Raw genomic sequence first — 15,994 nt, forward strand, 5'->3', positions numbered from 1 at the left:
GATCAACCTGGTTCTTGGTTTCGGGACGCGGGGGAACGGAACGGGGGACGCACGTCGGCGCCGCCTGCCGCCCAGTCCCCGGCCAGGGCCTGCCAGCAGGCGAGCGCGGCGAGCGCCGCCGTGTCGGCACGCAGGATCCTTGGCCCCAGCCCGACCGGAACAACAAATGGCAGTTTCAGCAACCCGTCAAGCTCATCCTTGGCGAAGCCCCCTTCCGGACCGGTCAGGATCGCCGCCGGGCCGGGTGCCAACTCCGCGACGGCGCTGGCGATCGGCCTGACCGGACCGGCTTCGGCGCATAGCAGGATCACGCGTTCCGCCGGCCAGTCGCGCATCGCTTGGTCGAGCCGGGCCGGCTCCCTCAGCTCCGGAACGGTCAGCCGCTCGCACTGCTCCGCCGCCTCGACCGCGTTGGCGCGCAGCCGGTCGACATTGACGCGGGCCACGTCGGTATGGCGCGTCAGCACCGGCCAGACCAGCGCCGCGCCGAGTTCCGCCGCCTTTTCCGCGACGAAGTCGATGCGCGCCCGCTTGATCGGAGCGAACAGCAGCCACAGGTCGGGTTCCGGGGCCTGGGGCCGGCGCAGCGCCTCCACCGCCAGGCTGCACCAGCCCTTGCCGAAGCCGTCGATTCGGGCGGCCCATTCGCCGTCGCGGCCGTTGAACAGCGCGACCCGGTCGCCGCGGTCGAGCCGAAGCACATGGCGCAGGTAATGCGCCCGCTCGTGGCCGAGGCCGACGGTGGCCCCGCCGGACAGGGGCTCCCCGACATAGAGGCGGGTCCGCAGCGGTTCGCGGTCGGTATCGGTCTCCATGGTCTCCATCGATGGTCGGGCGGGATCAGGTCAGGTTTCGAGGAAGTCGAGCAATGCGGCGGTGAACTCCTCCGGCCGCTCCTCGGGGATATAGTGTCCGCAGTCGAGCGCCTGGCCGCGCACGTCCAGCGCCACTTCCCGCCAGGTCGCCAGCACGTCGAAGCAGCGGTCCATGGTGGCCCGCGCGCCCCACAGGGCCAGCAGCGGGCACGATACCTTCACCCCGGCTGCGCGGTCGGCCCGGTCGTGCTCCAGGTCGATCGTCGCCGCAGCGCGGTAGTCCTCGCACATGGCATGGATCGCGGCGGGGTTCCGGAAGCACCGGATATACTCGGCCATGACTTCCGGCGTGAAGTGGGCGGTGCCGACGCCCCACATGCTGGTCTTGCGCCGCAGGTAGAATTCCGGGTCCAGGCCGATCATGTGCTCCGGCAGCGGATGGGGCTGGATCAGGAAGAACCAGTGGTAGTACGCGGTGGCGAGCTGCTGGTCGACGCTCTGGAATGTGGTCAGCGTCGGCACGATGTCGAGCACCGCCAGCCGCCGGACCCGGGCGGCATGGTCGATCGCCATGCGGTGGGCGACCCGGCCGCCGCGGTCGTGGCCGACCACCTGGAACCGCTCGAACCCCAGGATCCGCATCACCTCCACCTGGTCGCGCGCCATCTCCCGCTTGGAATAGGAGGAATGGTCCTCCGTCGTCGGCACCTTCTCGCTGTCGCCGTAGCCGCGCAGGTCGGTCGCCACGACGGTGAACCGCTCGGCCAGGGCGCCGGCCACCTTGTGCCAGATCACGTGGTTCTGCGGAAAGCCATGCAGGAGCAGAAGGGGCGGACCGTCGCCGCCGACGACGAGGTTGATCTCGGCGCCGCTGGTCGCGATGCGCCGCCGCGTGAATCCTTCGAACATTCCGTCGTCTCCCGAAGCTTCCTGGAGTTGGAGTGGCGCGCCACTTTCCCATACCGCTTCCCCGGTTGTCTGCAAGATCCCGCGTTCAGGCCGGAACCGGCGCAAAGTGGCTAGGTCGGACGGGAGATCCGGCCGGGCACGAAATCATCCCCGCGCGGGCGAAGGCGAGGGTCTCATAGCCCTTAAGGAAGATTTAATTGTTCTTAAATTCAGGTTAATTGATAGGGGTAGTCATCCCCTGGCCCGATCCATCCGACATGACCGCCACCATCAAGCCCGCCGATCCCGCCGCCATCCTGAACCTTGCCCGGGGAACCGGAACCGCCGCCGGTTCCGGCGACCGCCTGCGCGAGGTCTACCGGCTGTCCGACGGTCTCGGCGACCCGGCGATGCGCTCAACCCTGATGGAGGCGATGCGATCCTGGCTGCGGGTCGAGAAACCTCCCCGGCGGAACACCGCCCAGCGCCGATTCTGCGAACCCTTCGAGGAGTTGCTGTGCGGCCCGGTCGGGCGCCAGCGCCAGCGGTTCTAGATTCCGCGGTCGGCGATCGCGCCGGTGTGGGACGCGATCCTGCGCGAGGCCGGCAAGGGCGAACCCGACGATCTGGAAAGCTGCCACGGCGCGTTGCGCGCGGTCCTCGGCCGGGCCAAGGCCGACCCGGCCTTCGCCCGCAAGCAGGCCCGCGCCTATCCCGACTTCTGGGCGATCGCGGCGGAGATCGACTGCGCGATCCGGGTCCGCGAGCCGGTGCTGAGCCTGCGACGCCTGCTGGCCGGCGCGGTGCCGGATCGCCCCGACCCGGCCGCGGTGGCGGCGCTCGGCCGGTTCGTCTCGGAACTGGGCGAGCAGGACCGCGGCAGCGTCGACCTGTTCCTGACGCTGCTGGCCCGGCATCCGGAGACGGGCCGTTCTGCCCTGGACCTGATCGACGCCCTGGCGCGGAACCCCGCCGCCATACCCGCCGAAACCCTCGAGACGGTCTATGCCGCCGCGATCGGCGACCTGCAGGCCGGGGCGAAGGCGGCGTTCGACGGCAGCCCGGGAACGGCCGACCTGAACAAGGCGCTGGACCGGATCGAACCGGCGGCGCGCCACCTGACCGGCCTGAAGTCCAGCGCCGGCGGCCGGATTCCGCGCAACGCGGCCCGGCTCCATCGCCTGGAGAGCGAGCTTCACGACCTGCTGAACGACCGTTTCCTGGGCGAGGTCGCGGCGCGGGCGGACGAGCATGCCCGTCTCCTGGCCGGTATCGGTGCCGGAGGCGGCACGGGATCGGGCCGGGACCGGCGCGCCTTGGGCGAGGCCCTGTCGGCGCTCGCCCGAAGCAGGCAGCTGTTCAAGGCGCTGGGCCGGCTGGACGCCTATCGGCGCGAGGTCGAGACGGTCCAGGCCCAGGTCTCCAGCGACCTGGTCTCCCTGGCCGACAGGGCGGCTTCGGCCGACGCGGGGACGAGGCGTTCCGCCCTGGAGGCGACCGTCACGACCCTGCACGCGCTGGAGCGGATCTGCCCCAGCGAGGCGCTGATGCCGCTGCTGGCGGAGGGATTCTCGAAGCTCGGCGGCGACGGCACCGGCGACCTGATGGTCGACCTGATCCGCCACATGAACCCGGCGGCGGGTCCCGCAACAAGGTGAATACCTCTTAAGGGGGTGCGTTAATACCCCTTAAGTAAAGTTTAATTCGATCGATTTGGCGTCTATTGATACGGCTATTGATAGGAGTAGGCGCACCGCCGGATGGCGATGCGGCGGCTTCAGGTTCCCACCCCGTATCCAGGCAGGGCTCGACCATGGCGCTGATTTCGTACCGGACGCTGTCAGTCTCTTGCCGCGGCGCGGCCGACGAGCCCTGGTCCATCGAGCCTGGCCCCGTCCCGAACGAGATCCGCGCGGCGCTCCGCGATCCGGTGCCGGCCCTGCCCAGGCGGCGCGAGCCCCGCCGCCGGTCGTCCGGGCTGCGCCGCTTCTGCGAACCGTTCGCCGACCTGCTGTGCGACGCGGTCCCGCCCCGCCGCCGGGTCGGCCAGATCCCCCGCTCCGTGCTGCGCCCCCTGTGGACGCTGCTGCTGGCCGAACGGGCCGCCGACCGGCGCGGACGCTGCGGCCCGGGCGGGGAGATCGGCGCGGTCGAGGTCGCGGGGCTAATCCATCGCGCCCGGCGGCAGCCCGACTTCGCCGAGCGCGCCGCGTCGGCCCACCCCGATTTCTGGGACATCGTCGACGACATCCGGGCAGCGCTGATCCTGGACGACCGCGTCCACGACGCCCGAGCCCACCTGGCGGCGGCGGCCGCGACAGGCCAATGCCCCCATTGGCTGCTCGACCATCTGGCGGCCTCGGTCGCCGGGCTGTCGGCCGCCGATCCCAAGGCGGCCGACCTGTTCGTCATGCTGGTGGCGCGGCACCGTCCGGTCGCCCGCACCGCCCTGGAGATGCTGGACCGGCTGGCCGACCGGCCGGAAACCCGGATGCATGTCGCGGGCCTGATCGACCGGCTGGCCGAGGACGTCCGCACCCGCGCGTTCGCCGCCGTGCCGGAGCGCGGCCCTGCCGACCCGCTGGCGCTGGAAGCGGCGGTGCGCGATCTGGCGGCGCTCAAGCTGAGCGCCGGCCGCACGGTCCATGCGGGGGCGGCGTTCGGCGCGCTCGAAGCGGACCTGCGCGCGCTGCTGGCCGGCCGGTTCCTGGCCGGGACCGCGGAGCGCATCGCCGGACTGGTTCCGACGGACCGGACCGACCTGCGCCACCCGGACGTCGCCCGGCTTCGGGTCGCCCTGGCGGCGCTCGCCCGCAGCCGCCGGCTGTTCAAGGCCCTGGGAACCCTGCCCGTCTTCGAGCGCGCGCTGGCGTCGGTGAGCGAGGACGCCGTATGCCGGCTCGCCGGGCTGGCGGCCGGGATCGGCGGCCTGCCCGCCGAGGAACGGCCCGCCGCCCGCGCCGTGATCGAGGACGCGCTCGGCGCGCTGCACCTGGTGACGCCGCCGCAGGCCTTCCGCCGGGCCGCGGAGCGGGTGCTGCCGGCTCAGTCGTAATCGTTGTCCTGGGCCATCTCGTCGGCCAGCTCGCCCGCGAGTTCGGCGAAAAGCTGGGCGTCGACGTCCAGCCCCTGCTCCTCGCAGATCCGCACGAAGACCCGGTAGGCGTGCAGGATCGCCACGTCCAGCACCGCCTCGTCCCCGTCCTCGCTGTGCCGGTCGGTGATCTCCCGCTCCCGAAGCGTCCCCACGATGTCGTGCTGGGCCGCCTGGAGAACCGCTTCCATCGCACGCCTGTGGAGATTGGACATCTGAACTGTTCCCTTGCCGTGAGTGTGGGGTCGTAAGCGGTAACCGTCATAGCAGGTCGGCGTTCACTCCGCTCCCGTCGATTTGGCATCCGAATCGCCATGGCCCATGCCGACCGCACATTGCTACCGTGTCTCCGACCTGATAGGTTCCGCGCTTTCCGAATCAGCGTCAACGACGGTCAAATACCATGAAGGTCAACGCCAACCAGATGCGTCCGGGCCACGTCCTGGAGCACAATGGCAAGCTGATGGTGGTCCTGAAGACCGCCATCGTGCAGCCCGGCAAGGGCGGCGCGTTCATCCAGCTCGAAATGAAGGATGTCCGCACCGGCAACAAGATGGTCGAGCGGTTCCGCACCCAGGAGACGGTCGAGCGCGCCCGGCTGGACGAGCACGAGATGCAGTTCCTGTTCGCCGAGGGTGACAACTTCACCTTCATGGACAAGGAGAACTTCGAGCAGATCGTGATCCCGCGGGACATCATCGGCGACCCGGCCGTGTTCCTGCAGGAAGGCATGTCGGTCACCGTGCAGACCCACGAGGGTTCGCCGCTCGGCGTCGAGCTGCCCGCCACCGTCACGCTGGAAGTGGTCGAGGCCGACCCCGTCGTGAAGGGCCAGACCGCCTCCTCCTCCTACAAGCCCGCCAAGATGGACAACGGCGAACGGGTCCTCGTCCCGCCGCACATCGAAGCCGGAACCCGCATCGTCGTGAACACCAGCGACGGCACCTACCTGGAACGTGCGAAGGACTGACAACCCGATATGGCAAGCCGCTCGGCAATCATCAACGTCATGGCTCGCGCCGCCGAAAAGGCGGCGCGCGGGCTGGTCCGCGATTTCGGCGAGGTCGAACACCTGCAGGTCTCCCGCAAGGGGCCGGCCGACTTCGTCTCGACCGCCGATACGAAGGCGGAGCAGACGCTCAGGGCCGAACTCCAGAAGGCGCGGCCGGACTTCGGCTTCCTGATGGAGGAGACGGGCGAGAGCGCGGGCAAGGACGCCAGCCAGCGCTGGATCGTCGATCCGCTGGACGGCACCACCAACTTCCTGCACGGGCTGCCGTTCTGGGCCATCTCGATCGCGCTGGAGCGCGAGGGGGAGATCGTCGCCGGCGTCATCTACGAACCGCTCCGCGACGAGCTGTTCTGGGCCGAGAAGGGGGCCGGCGCCTGGAACAACCACGCGCGCCTGCGCGTCTCCGGCCGGCGCAAGCTGGACGAGTCGGTGATCGCCACCGGCCTGCCCTTCAAGGGCCGCGGCAACCATCCGGAACACGTGGCGCAACTCCAGGCCATGATGGCGGAGACCGCCGGCATCCGGCGCTTCGGCTCGGCGGCGCTCGACCTGGCCTATGTCGCGGCCGGACGGTTCGACGGCTACTGGGAAAGCAACGTGCAGCCATGGGACGTGGCGGCCGGCATCCTGATGGTGACCGAGGCCGGCGGCTTCGTCACCGAGATCGGCGGCGGGCGCAATCCGCAGCGCGGCGACAGCGTCCTGGCGGCCAATTCGCACCTGCACCTTATGATCGCCAAGGTGCTTCGCGGTGCCACGGCAACCCGGAAGCCACAGGCCGAGGGCTGACCATCGCGTGTGGTTGATGGCGGGTTGTCGGACTCCCGCCATTGGGCTATCGTGCCCGCGTGCCGCCCCGGCGTTGCCGGCCCCCAGACCCCTGGAACGGCCGGGATTTCCGAGATGGCAGGCACCTTGAAGGCTTGGGTACGGGGACAAATGGGTCGCTACGTTCCGACTGCCGTCCGCCGCATGGCGCTCGGTTGCGCGCTCGGCGCCGCGACGATTCCGTGGCTGGCGGAGGTTCCCGCCGTGGCGCAGGAGGCGGTATCCCCCGCGGCACCCCCGGGCATCCCGGCGCGCAAGCCGGCGGTTCCGGACGCCGACCCGGGCGTGATGGCGAAGCCCGGACCCGTGCCGTCCCCCGACTCCGACCGGCCGCTGCCGGTCCCGCCGGCCCCCGGCCTGGGCGGAACCCCCCAGGTCGCTCCGGCCGGACGCGCAGCACCGCCGCCCCCTGGCCTGGAGGTCGGCGTTCCGCCGGACATCGCCGGCGCCCCCATTCCCCCACCCCCATCCGAACTACCGCAGGCCGAGGCGCCTGCGGGCGTCCAGTTCGACACGCCGGTGCCGCCCGCCGCTCCCGGCGAACCCCGCCGCATCACCTCCATGCCCGACCTTCCGGAAGCCCGCGGCGGATCCGCGGCGCCCCGTCCGGCGCCCGAGGTGGCGGCGACACCTCCCGCACCTCCCGGTCCGCCCGCCGAAGTGCCGGACGGGACCGAGTTCCGCGTCGTCTATCCCGACACCGCGGCGAACGCCCTGTCCGCCCGAGACACCGCGCTGCTGGACGGCGTGGCCGCGCGGCTACGCCGGGACGAGGTGGCCCGCCTCCAGGTAACCGCCTATGCCAGCGGCACGCCCGAGACCGAACGGGAGGCCCGGCGCCTGTCGCTCGACCGCGCGCTGGCGGTCCGCTCATACCTGATCGGCCAGGGCGTTCGCAGCACCCGCATCGACGTCCGCGCGCTGGGGACGCAAGCGCCGGACGGCCCCGCCGACCGCGTCGACCTGCTTCTGGTGAACTAGTGGCGTACCCGGCCCACCCCCTCCCGACCTCTTCACCTGAGAGAGCCCCTGAGAGCATGGTGTCAATGTCGCGGCCGCAGCGCTACATCACCCGTATGGTCCTGTTCGTCGCCGCGGTGCTCGCCATCGTGCTCCTGCTCTTCCCGGCGCTGGAACGGTCCTTCATGGCCAATCCCGCGCTGAACGGGCTGATCATCGCCGTGCTGCTGCTGGGCATCGGCTACATCTTCCGGCAGGTGCTGATGCTGAAGCCGGAGGTGGCGTGGCTGGAGAGCTTCCAGACCAACCGCCCGGAGTCCGACGCTGTGCCGGAGCCGGTGCTGCTCGCCCCCATGGCCCGCATGCTGGGCGAACGCCGGGGACGGCTGAGCCTGTCGGCGCTGTCCATGCGCTCGCTGCTGGACGGCATCGACGCCCGTCTTGACGAGACCCGCGAAATCTCCCGCTACCTGATCGGGCTGCTGATCTTCCTGGGACTGCTCGGCACCTTCTGGGGGCTGCTGGGCACCGTGAGCGCGGTCGGCGGCGTGATCTCCAGCCTGTCGGTCGAGGGCGGCGACATGGGCATGATGTTCGGCAACCTGCAGCAGGGGCTGCAGGCGCCTCTGTCGGGCATGGGCACGGCCTTCAGCTCCTCGCTGTTCGGCCTCGCCGGGTCGCTGGTCCTGGGCTTCCTGGAGTTGCAGGCGAGCCAGGCGCAGAACCGCTTCTACACCGACCTGGAGGACTGGCTGTCCGGCGCCACCCGGCTGTCGAGCGGTGCCGGCTTCGGCGAGAGCGAGCAGTCGGTGCCGGCCTACCTGCAGGCCCTTCTGGAGCAGACCGCCGAGAACATGGAGAACCTGCAACGCACCGTCGCCCAGGCGGAGGACGGCCGGCGCTCGGCCAACCAGAACCTGCTGGCCCTGACCGAGAAGCTGAGCACCCTGACCGACCAGATGCGGACCGAGCAGACGCTGATGCTCCGGCTGGCCGAGAACCAGATGGAGATGAAGCCGATCCTGGGCCGGCTGGCCGACGCGCTGGGCAACCAGCAGCTCGGCATGGACGAGGCGACCCGCCAGCACATCCGCAACATGGACGTCTACACCGCGCGCCTGCTGGAGGAGGTCGCCACCGGCCGGGTCCAGTCGGTGCAGGAGATCCGCAGCGAGATCAAGCTTCTGGCGCGCACCATCGCGGCCCTGGCGGAAGACGGCGAGCGATGAGCGGGCGCGGGCCGAAGAGGCGGGACGGTAACGGGTAATGGCAGCCATCGGTCGCGGACGGCGCAGCGCCGAGCGTTCGGTCAATATCTGGCCGGGCTGGGTCGATGCCTTGTCCTCCCTGGTCATGGTCGTGATTTTCGTGCTGATGGTCTTCATCGTGGCACAGTTCTACCTGTCCAACACGCTGTCGAGCCGCGACCAGGCGCTGACCCGGCTGAACCGCCAGCTGTCCGAGCTGAGCGACCTCTTGTCGATGGAGCGGGAGGCCAACGCCGACCTGCGGGTGAACATCGCCCAGCTCTCGGCCGAACTGCAGAGCTCGACCGCGACCCGGGAGAGCCTGAGCGCCAGCCTCGCCGAGGCCCAGGCCCGTCAGGACGAGCTGAGCGCCCAGGTCTCCGCCCTGTCGCGCCGGGGCGAGCAGGCCAGCGGCGAGATCACCCAGGTCAGCCGCGACCTGGAGGACGCCTACAAGGTGATCGAGGCCGACCGCCAGAAGATCGAGGCGTCGCTCCGCGAGATCGCCAGCCTGCAGGCCGACATCCAGGCCCTGCGCGACGTGCGCGAACGGCTGGAGGGCGAGGTCGCGGCTCTCACCACCCTATCGCGGAACACCGAGGCCGAGCGCGCCCGGACCGCCGCGGCGCTGGAGCAGACGGAAGCCGCCCGCGCCCAGGCGACCGAGGAGCTTCGCCTGACCCGAGAGCAGCGCGAGGCGCTGATGACCGAGTTGTCCGCCGTCCGCGACCGGTCGCAGCAGCTCGAAGCCCAGCTCAGCAGCGAGCAGGAACGCACGGTGCTGGCCCAGCGCGAGATCGAGCAGCGGGAGACCCGGATCGAGGAACTGGTCATCGCCCTGGACCAGACCCAGGCGGCCCTGACGGGCGAGCAGAAGCTGACCGAGGAGGGCCGCGCGGAAGTGGCCGTTCTCAACCAGCAGATCGCGGCGCTGCGCGACCAGCTCGCCCGCCTGACCGCCTCGCTCGATCTGGCGGAATCCCAGAACCAGGAGCAGCAGGCCCAGATCTCCGACCTGGGCCGCCGGCTGAACCTGGCGCTCGCCAGCAAGGTGGAGGAGCTGGCCCGCTACCGGTCGGAGTTCTTCGGGCGCCTGCGCGAGGTGCTGGGCAACCGGCAGGACATCCGTATCGTCGGGGACCGCTTCGTCTTCCAGTCCGAAGTGCTGTTTCCCAGCGGCTCCGCGACGCTGGAGGAAGGCGGCAAGGGCCAGCTCGCCCAATTGGCCGCGACCCTGCTGGACATCGCTAACCGTATTCCGCCCGGCGTCAACTGGATCCTCCGGGTGGACGGGCATACGGACCCGCGGCCGATCAGCACGCCGCAGTTCCCGTCGAATTGGGAGCTGTCCACGGCGCGCGCGATCTCGGTCGTCAAGTTCCTGGTGGAACAGGGCGTTCCGTCCGACCGGCTGGTGGCGGCCGGCTTCGGCGAGTACCAGCCGCTGGACCCGGGACGGAACGAGGACGCCTTCGCCCGCAACCGGCGCATCGAGATGAAGCTGGACCAGCGCTGAGGGGTGCCGGCGCGGGATCGGCGGAACCGGACCATGTGACGGGCGATTTCTTCAGTTCCGTCAGGGTGTTGTACCTTTCCGCCGGATCGGCACGAAGATCGGCAAGTAATGGTGCATCATCCTCCTTGGGCCTTTATGTTACAGGCCTTTACCAACATCCGTGATCGGCAACGCCATGACCGGCTTGATCGAGACGCCGGGCAGGATGGAGCCCTGCCTTCCCGACGACCTGCCCTTGCCGGTCACCGACCTTGTCGCGAGCTTGTCAGCAAGGGCGAGCGTCCTCGGCAACCGGCTTCACGCCCGCACCCGGGCCGACCTTGCCGGACTCGTGCGGATCATGAATTGCTACTACAGCAACCTCATCGAGGGTCACGATACCCACCCGCGCGATATCGAACGTGCCTTGGCCGGCAGTTTCGCGGAGGAGAAGGTGCGGCGTAACCTTCAGGCCGAAGCCGCCGCCCATGTCCGTGTCCAGTGCGAGGTGGATGCCGGATATGCGGCGGGTGATATGCCGGAACCAGCTTCGGAGGAGTTCATCCGCTGGCTGCACAGGGAATTCTACCGGGACGCGCCGCCGGAGATGCTGCGCATCGGGAACGCCGACCAGTCCGTGTCCTTCGACATGGCGCCTGGAGAATACCGGTCGCGTCCGATGCATGACGTATCCGTCGGACGCCATGTGCCGCCTTCCAGCGAGCGGGTGACGGCGTTCATGGCGCATTTCTCCAGCCGGTACAGGTTCCGGCATCTCGGCCAAGGCTCGCGCATCGTCGCCATGGCCGCATCCCATCACCGGTTCAACTACATCTATCCTTTTCCAGACGGCAATGGCCGTGTCAGCCGCCTGATGAGCCACGCCATGGCCCATGCCGCGGGAATCGGCGCCGGTGGCCTGTGGTCGATTTCCCGCGGGCTGGCCCGGGGGCTGGCCCGGGGGCTGGCCCGGGGGCTGGCCCGGGGGCTGGAAAGCCGGGGTGAGTACAAGCTTCAGATGGACGCGGCGGACATGCCCAGGCAAGGCTCATTGGACGGACGGGGCAACCTGTCCCTGAGGGCGCTGCTCGGCTTTATCGAATGGTTCCTTCGGGTCAGTCTTGATCAGGTCGAGTTCATGGCCGCCCTGTTCGACCTCGACGGCCTCGGCACCCGCCTTCGGGATTATGTCGCGGCGCGGGCGGGCCTGAGGGTCGAGGCGGCGCGCATCCTGGACGAGGTCCTTCTGCGCGGTGAAATGGCAAGGGGCGACGCCGCGCGCGTGTCCGGACTGAAGGAACGGACGGCGCGCGACCTGCTGGGTGCCCTCGTCAAGGATGGAATATTGGGGTCGGATACTCCCAAGGGGCCGGTCTCGCTCCGGTTCCCGGTTCACTCCGTCGAGATCCTGTTCCCCCGCCTGTTTCCGGCGGCGTGACGGTCGGGGCAATCTCGCCGAATTGGGCATCGTTCCGGCATCGATCGAGTTGAAGGTGAAGTCGGCCCCGGTCATCAATATCGACGCCGGAGTCGATGCCATGCTGGACGGCCAGTCCCCGGACGAGGCGTTTCCGGAGACCGTCCCTATCGCGGGAAAACCCGCGCGTTGTTGATCCGCACGGCGCACCAGGCGCCGACGCTGAGGCTCAGTGCAGGCAGGCGCTCGCGGCCGACTTCCACCTCCAGCACGTGGCCGGCATAGTCCAGTTCGACGCGGGCGTTCGGGCCGACCTGGTGGATCAGGCGGACCTGGGCCGCTTCCGGGCCTTCGCGGCCGATCGGCACGAGGTCGATCTCGTGGGGCCGGACGAAGCAGGTCGCGGCGCCGTGGGTGCCGTTCAGCCCGGGCATCCTCAGTTCCGCACCCTGGGTGGTCCGCGCGAGGCCGTTCTCGATCTCGCAGTCGAAGCGGTTGACCTGCCCCAGGAAGTCGCAGACGAAGGCGGAGGCCGGCTCGTCATAGACCTGGGCGGGCGAGCCGATCTGCTCGATCCGGCCGTGGTTCATCACGACCACCCGGTCGGCCAGTTCCAGCGCCTCCTCCTGGTCGTGGGTGACGAAGACGCTGGTGATATGCATCTCCTCGTGGAGGCGCCGCAGCCAGCGCCGCAGTTCCTTGCGGACCTTGGCGTCGAGCGCGCCGAACGGCTCGTCCAGCAGCAGGACCTTGGGCTCGATCGCAAGCGCCCGCGCCAGGGCGACCCGCTGGCGCTGGCCGCCGGAAAGCTGGCTGGGGTAGCGGTCGGCCAGCCAGTCGAGCTGGACCATCCGCAGCAATTCGGTGACCCGCGCCGCGATGGCGGCGTTGCTCTGCCGTTCGGCTCGGGGCCGGACCCGCAGGCCGAAGGCGACGTTCTCGAACACGCTCATGTGCCGGAACAGCGCGTAATGCTGGAACACGAAGCCGACCTCGCGGTCGCGCGGCGCACGGCCCTGGGCGTCCTCGCCGTTCAGCCGGATCTCGCCGGCATCGGCGAACTCCAGCCCGGCGATGATCCGCAGCAGGGTCGTCTTGCCCGACCCGGACGGCCCCAGGAGGGCCAGCAGCTCGCCGTCGTGGACGGTCAGATCGACCCCGTCCAGGGCGGCGAAACTGCCGAAATGCTTGGCGATGCCCCTGATCTCGATACCCATGGCGGGTCATTTCCCCCGTACGTGAAGCGCGGTCAACGGCGTGTCGCCGCGATCTGGCCGGCATGGCGCCATTCCAGCAGGCTCTTCACCACCAGGGTGACCAGGGCCAGCAGGGCCAGAAGCGACGCCACCGCGAAGGCGGCTACGAAGTTGTATTCGTTGTAAAGAATTTCGACATGCAGCGGCATCGTGTTGGTCTCCCCCCGAATGTGGCCGGACACGACGGAGACGGCGCCGAACTCGCCCATGGCGCGGGCGTTGCACAGAAGCACGCCGTAGAGCACGCCCCAACGGATGTTGGGCAGCGTCACCCGCGTGAAGGTCTGCCAGCCACTGGCGCCCAGCACCCGGGCGGCCTCCTCCTCGTCCACGCCCTGCTCCTGCATCAGCGGGATCAGCTCCCGGGCGACGAAGGGGAAGGTCACGAAGATGGTGGCCAGCACGATACCCGGCAGGGCGAAGATGATCTGGACGTCGTGCTCGCGCAGCCACGGCCCCAGCAGCCCCTGGGCTCCGAACAGCAGCACGAACACCATGCCGGAAATCACGGGCGACACCGAGAACGGCAGGTCGATCAGGGTGATCAGCAGGCTCTTGCCGCGGAACTCGAACTTGGCGATGCACCAGGACGCCGCGATGCCGAACACCAGGTTGAGCGGCACGGCGATGCCGGCCGCCAGGAGCGTCAGCTTCATCGCCAAGACCGCGTCCGGCTCCACCAGGGCTTCGAGATAGGCGCCGAACCCCTGGCGAAGCGCCTCGAAGAACACGGCGACCAGCGGGATCACCAGGAACAGCAGCAGGAAAAGCAGGGCGATGCCGATGAGCACGGCCTTGACCAGCGGCGACTCGCCCAGCGCCGGGCGCGGGATGCTGCGTTGCCCGGTCACGGGCGGTGTGCCGGCGGGCGGCGTGGTGGCGATGACGATTTCAGCCGGCATGGCGCGCCCTCGTCCAATGCTGGAGCAGGTTGATCGCGAGCAGCAGGAAGAACGACGCCACCAGCATCGCGGTCGCGATGGCGGTCGCCCCGGCATAATCGAACTGCTCGAGCTTGATGATGATCAGCAGGGGCACGATCTCCGACACGCCGGGCAGGTTGCCGGCGATGAAGATGACCGATCCGTACTCCCCCACGCCGCGGGCGAAGGCCAGCGTGAAGCCGGTCAGCAGGGCCGGCATGATCGCGGGGAAGACGACCCGGCTGAATATCTGCCAACGGTTGGCGCCTAGGCTGGCCGCCGCCTCCTCGACCTCCGGCTCGGCGTCCTGGAGCACGGGCTGGACCGTGCGGACGACGAACGGCAGGCCGATGAAAGTCAGCGCCACGACGATCCCCAGCGGCGTGAAGGCGACGCGGAACGGCAGGAACTGGCCGATCCAGCCGTTGCCGGCATAGAGCGCCGTCAGCGCGATGCCGGCCACCGCCGTGGGCAGGGCGAACGGCAGGTCGACCAGCGCGTCGATCACCCTGCGGCCGGGGAACTGGTAGCGGACCAGCACCCAGGCCACCAGCAGGCCGAACACCGTGTTGATCAGCGCCGCCACCAGGGCGGTCAGGAACGTGACCCGGAAAGCGGCTATCACGCGGGGTTCCATCAGCACCGCCCAAAGCCCGCCGAAGCCCAGACCGGAGGCCTTGAGGGCCAGACCGGCCAGCGGGATCAGCACGACCAGGCTGAGATACGCGACCGTGAAGCCGAGCGTGATCCCGAATCCGGGAAGGATGCTCGGCTTGCGGAAGCTATCCTGGAGGTTTCCTGCGACGAGACCGGTCATGGTTCACTTGCCCGCGGCCGTGGAGACCTTGTCGAAGATGCCCCCATCGGAAAAATGCCTGTCCTGGGCCTGGGTCCAGCCGCCGAACTTCTGGTCGATGGTGAACAGCTTGACGTGGGCGAACTGGTCGGCGTGGCGGGCCGCCACCTCGGCCAGGCGGGGCCGGTAGAAGTGCCTGGCGGCAAGCTCCTGCCCCTCGGGCGAATAGAGCAGCTTCAGGTAGGCTTCGGCCGCCCGGCGGGTTTCCCGGCGGTCGACGACCTTGTCCACGACGGCGACCGACGGCTCGGCCAGGATGCTGAGCGAGGGGGTGACGATGTCGAACTGGTCCGGTCCCAGTTCCTTGACCGCCAGATAGGCCTCGTTCTCCCAGGCCAGCAGCACGTCGCCGATCTGGCGCTGGACGAAGGTGATGGTCGAGGCGCGGGCGCCGGTGTCAAGCACGGGAACGTTCTTGAACAGCGCCTGGACGAACTCCTGCGCCTTGGCCTCGTCGTTGCCGTACTTCTCCAGCGCGAAGCCCCAGGCGGCCAGATAGTTCCAGCGGGCGCCGCCGGACGTCTTGGGATTGGGCGTGATGACCTGCACGCCCGGCTTGACCAGGTCATCCCAGTCCCGGACCTGCTTGGGATTGCCCTTGCGCACCAGGAACACGATGGTGGACGTGTAGGGTGCGCTGTTGTCCGGCAGCCGGCCCTGCCAGTCCTTCGCGATCAGGCCTGTCTCGGCGATGGCGTCGATGTCGTAGGCCAGTGCCAGGGTGACGACGTCGGCCTCGAGCCCGTCGATGACGGACCGGGCCTGTTTGCCGGAGCCGCCGTGGGACTGCCGGATGGAGATCTTTTCCCCGTTGTTTTCAGCCGCCCAGCGCTCGGCGAACAGCTTGTTGAACTCGACATAGAGTTCCCGGGTCGGGTCGTAGGACACGTTGAGGAGGGTCGAGGCGGCGAACGCCGGCGCCGCTCCGAACCCGACCGCACCCAGGGTGACACCGGCCGCCAACATGAGGGTGGCGGCGCCGCGCGCGAAATTCCGGAACACCATGGCACAAATCTCCTGGTCTGGCTTCTCGGCCGAGATGTCGGGCCATTTCACACGATGATTAGGCACAAATCTCGATCGATCTGGTGTAGATTACGCACGCAATCGGGATGCAGCCAAGCTGTTTTTTCAGCGAGGGGGAGGCCAGCCGCAGGTCGGATGGTGCGCGGCGGTATCCGACATCGACGCGCTTGTCTGTCG

16 protein-coding genes are annotated in these 15,994 nt (G+C 69.2%); 9 read left to right on the top strand and 7 right to left on the bottom strand.

Annotated features, from left to right (window positions below; translation table 11 throughout):
- Positions 1-2 precede the first annotated feature (2 nt).
- Both JL101_RS19040 and JL101_RS19045 read right to left on the bottom strand, forming a co-directional pair.
- On the bottom strand, positions 3-815 hold the full coding sequence (locus JL101_RS19040) for a 16S rRNA (uracil(1498)-N(3))-methyltransferase (RefSeq protein WP_203097808.1): 813 nt from the start codon (positions 813-815) through the stop codon (positions 3-5).
- Between the two features lie 30 nt (positions 816-845).
- On the bottom strand, positions 846-1,724 hold the full coding sequence (locus tag JL101_RS19045; RefSeq protein WP_203097807.1) for an alpha/beta fold hydrolase: 879 nt from the start codon (positions 1,722-1,724) through the stop codon (positions 846-848).
- A gap of 257 nt (positions 1,725-1,981) precedes the next feature.
- Here JL101_RS19045 and JL101_RS19050 point away from each other — a divergent pair, with 257 nt between their 5' ends.
- The 3 genes from JL101_RS19050 (at position 1,982) to JL101_RS19060 (ending at position 4,758) form a co-directional block, all read left to right on the top strand.
- Positions 1,982-2,257 (top strand): hypothetical protein, encoded by a 276-nt coding sequence (locus JL101_RS19050; RefSeq protein ID WP_203097806.1) that lies wholly within the window; start codon positions 1,982-1,984, stop codon positions 2,255-2,257.
- Between the two features lie 24 nt (positions 2,258-2,281).
- On the top strand, positions 2,282-3,361 hold the full coding sequence (locus tag JL101_RS19055) for a hypothetical protein (RefSeq protein WP_203097805.1): 1,080 nt from the start codon (positions 2,282-2,284) through the stop codon (positions 3,359-3,361).
- Positions 3,362-3,516: 155 nt separating this feature from the next.
- Entirely contained in the window at positions 3,517-4,758 is a 1,242-nt protein-coding gene (locus tag JL101_RS19060; protein WP_203097804.1) for a hypothetical protein, read from the top strand.
- Here the strand turns inward: JL101_RS19060 and JL101_RS19065 are convergent.
- Positions 4,749-5,012 (bottom strand): hypothetical protein, encoded by a 264-nt coding sequence (locus tag JL101_RS19065; RefSeq protein ID WP_158046516.1) that lies wholly within the window; start codon positions 5,010-5,012, stop codon positions 4,749-4,751. The two genes, JL101_RS19060 and JL101_RS19065, sit on opposite strands and share 10 nt — an antisense overlap.
- A gap of 188 nt (positions 5,013-5,200) precedes the next feature.
- On the opposite strand from JL101_RS19065, the gene efp reads away from it, so the two are divergent.
- The 6 genes from efp to JL101_RS19095 all read left to right on the top strand — a co-directional run bounded on the left by efp (position 5,201) and on the right by JL101_RS19095 (position 11,777).
- Positions 5,201-5,767: an elongation factor P gene (gene efp, locus JL101_RS19070; protein ID WP_201078486.1), complete on the top strand. Its 567-nt coding sequence runs from the start codon at positions 5,201-5,203 to the stop codon at positions 5,765-5,767.
- Positions 5,768-5,776: 9 nt separating this feature from the next.
- The gene (locus JL101_RS19075) at positions 5,777-6,598 is read left to right on the top strand and encodes an inositol monophosphatase family protein (protein ID WP_203097803.1); all 822 of its coding nucleotides are present in this window, start codon (positions 5,777-5,779) and stop codon (positions 6,596-6,598) included.
- A 150-nt stretch (positions 6,599-6,748) separates the two neighbouring features.
- Positions 6,749-7,618 carry an OmpA family protein gene (locus JL101_RS19080; protein ID WP_203097802.1) on the top strand — a complete coding sequence of 290 codons (870 nt, stop codon included), beginning with the start codon at positions 6,749-6,751 and terminating at the stop codon, positions 7,616-7,618.
- A 65-nt stretch (positions 7,619-7,683) separates the two neighbouring features.
- Positions 7,684-8,826: a flagellar motor protein MotA gene (locus JL101_RS19085; protein WP_203097801.1), complete on the top strand. Its 1,143-nt coding sequence runs from the start codon at positions 7,684-7,686 to the stop codon at positions 8,824-8,826.
- A gap of 37 nt (positions 8,827-8,863) precedes the next feature.
- Positions 8,864-10,360, top strand: coding sequence for a peptidoglycan -binding protein (locus JL101_RS19090; protein WP_203097800.1), 1,497 nt, complete (start codon positions 8,864-8,866; stop codon positions 10,358-10,360).
- Between the two features lie 175 nt (positions 10,361-10,535).
- The gene (locus JL101_RS19095; protein ID WP_203097799.1) at positions 10,536-11,777 is read left to right on the top strand and encodes a Fic family protein; all 1,242 of its coding nucleotides are present in this window, start codon (positions 10,536-10,538) and stop codon (positions 11,775-11,777) included.
- Between the two features lie 146 nt (positions 11,778-11,923).
- Here JL101_RS19095 and JL101_RS19100 read toward each other — a convergent pair whose 3' ends face one another.
- The 4 genes from JL101_RS19100 to JL101_RS19115 are packed head-to-tail and all read right to left on the bottom strand — an operon-like array spanning position 11,924 to position 15,796.
- Complete coding sequence (locus JL101_RS19100) at positions 11,924-12,973, bottom strand: sulfate/molybdate ABC transporter ATP-binding protein (RefSeq protein ID WP_203097798.1); 1,050 nt, start codon at positions 12,971-12,973, stop codon at positions 11,924-11,926.
- A 32-nt stretch (positions 12,974-13,005) separates the two neighbouring features.
- Positions 13,006-13,914 (bottom strand): sulfate ABC transporter permease subunit CysW, encoded by a 909-nt coding sequence (gene cysW / locus JL101_RS19105; RefSeq protein WP_203097797.1) that lies wholly within the window; start codon positions 13,912-13,914, stop codon positions 13,006-13,008.
- Positions 13,904-14,752: a sulfate ABC transporter permease subunit CysT gene (cysT, locus tag JL101_RS19110; RefSeq protein ID WP_203097796.1), complete on the bottom strand. Its 849-nt coding sequence runs from the start codon at positions 14,750-14,752 to the stop codon at positions 13,904-13,906. Before cysT ends, cysW begins: the two co-directional genes overlap by 11 nt.
- A 3-nt stretch (positions 14,753-14,755) precedes the next feature.
- Positions 14,756-15,796 carry a sulfate ABC transporter substrate-binding protein gene (locus JL101_RS19115; RefSeq protein WP_203097795.1) on the bottom strand — a complete coding sequence of 347 codons (1,041 nt, stop codon included), beginning with the start codon at positions 15,794-15,796 and terminating at the stop codon, positions 14,756-14,758.
- Positions 15,797-15,994: the final 198 nt, after the last annotated feature.

It is taken from the genome of Skermanella rosea (assembly GCF_016806835.2).
GTDB lineage: Bacteria > Pseudomonadota > Alphaproteobacteria > Azospirillales > Azospirillaceae > Skermanella > Skermanella rosea.

Bases quoted from the DNA above. Each gene is read 5' to 3' on its own strand.
- JL101_RS19040 (WP_203097808.1), bottom strand. From the start codon at position 815: ATGGAGACCGATACCGACCGCGAACCGCTGCGGACCCGCCTCTATGTC.
- JL101_RS19045 (WP_203097807.1), bottom strand. From the start codon at position 1,724: ATGTTCGAAGGATTCACGCGGCGGCGCATCGCGACCAGCGGCGCCGAG.
- JL101_RS19050 (WP_203097806.1), top strand. From the start codon at position 1,982: ATGACCGCCACCATCAAGCCCGCCGATCCCGCCGCCATCCTGAACCTT.
- JL101_RS19060 (WP_203097804.1), top strand. From the start codon at position 3,517: ATGGCGCTGATTTCGTACCGGACGCTGTCAGTCTCTTGCCGCGGCGCG.
- JL101_RS19065 (WP_158046516.1), bottom strand. From the start codon at position 5,012: ATGTCCAATCTCCACAGGCGTGCGATGGAAGCGGTTCTCCAGGCGGCC.
- efp (WP_201078486.1), top strand. From the start codon at position 5,201: ATGAAGGTCAACGCCAACCAGATGCGTCCGGGCCACGTCCTGGAGCAC.
- JL101_RS19075 (WP_203097803.1), top strand. From the start codon at position 5,777: ATGGCAAGCCGCTCGGCAATCATCAACGTCATGGCTCGCGCCGCCGAA.
- JL101_RS19080 (WP_203097802.1), top strand. From the start codon at position 6,749: ATGGGTCGCTACGTTCCGACTGCCGTCCGCCGCATGGCGCTCGGTTGC.
- JL101_RS19085 (WP_203097801.1), top strand. From the start codon at position 7,684: ATGTCGCGGCCGCAGCGCTACATCACCCGTATGGTCCTGTTCGTCGCC.
- JL101_RS19090 (WP_203097800.1), top strand. From the start codon at position 8,864: ATGGCAGCCATCGGTCGCGGACGGCGCAGCGCCGAGCGTTCGGTCAAT.
- JL101_RS19095 (WP_203097799.1), top strand. From the start codon at position 10,536: ATGACCGGCTTGATCGAGACGCCGGGCAGGATGGAGCCCTGCCTTCCC.
- JL101_RS19100 (WP_203097798.1), bottom strand. From the start codon at position 12,973: ATGGGTATCGAGATCAGGGGCATCGCCAAGCATTTCGGCAGTTTCGCC.
- cysW (WP_203097797.1), bottom strand. From the start codon at position 13,914: ATGCCGGCTGAAATCGTCATCGCCACCACGCCGCCCGCCGGCACACCG.
- cysT (WP_203097796.1), bottom strand. From the start codon at position 14,752: ATGACCGGTCTCGTCGCAGGAAACCTCCAGGATAGCTTCCGCAAGCCG.
- JL101_RS19115 (WP_203097795.1), bottom strand. From the start codon at position 15,796: ATGGTGTTCCGGAATTTCGCGCGCGGCGCCGCCACCCTCATGTTGGCG.